Below are 300 nucleotides of genomic sequence, written 5' to 3'. Positions count from 1 at the left end.
TACGCGCAGAACTCACAAATTTTACCTTAGCCTGATACCCAGCAGTGAAACTGGCTATCAGTCTATATCTATCACATATCCGAATTTTTAAAGAACGATCTGACAAAAGCCAGAAATCAACATTCGACGCGAATGTTCATTTCTGAATTCGATCAGGTGCAACGTCTTCAACCATGAATCAAGCAATTCGTGTGGGAGCTCATCAGCAGGCTGATGTCGTCGATTAAGGAGGTGATCCAGCCGCAGGTTCCCCTACGGCTACCTTGTTACGACTTCACCCCAGTCATGAATCACACCGTG

Annotated in this window: 1 rRNA gene; it reads right to left on the bottom strand. The window is 45.7% G+C overall.

The window, feature by feature from the left end:
• Positions 1-224 precede the first annotated feature (224 nt).
• Positions 225-300: ribosomal RNA gene (locus tag J5M56_RS25945) — 16S ribosomal RNA — on the bottom strand; the annotation flags it as partial.

The sequence above is a fragment of the Pseudomonas sp. 51_B genome (genome assembly GCF_017491595.1).
GTDB lineage: Bacteria > Pseudomonadota > Gammaproteobacteria > Pseudomonadales > Pseudomonadaceae > Aquipseudomonas > Aquipseudomonas promysalinigenes.
The sequence above is the reverse complement of the archived record's forward strand: the minus strand, read 5'-3'. Positions and strand labels throughout refer to the sequence as shown.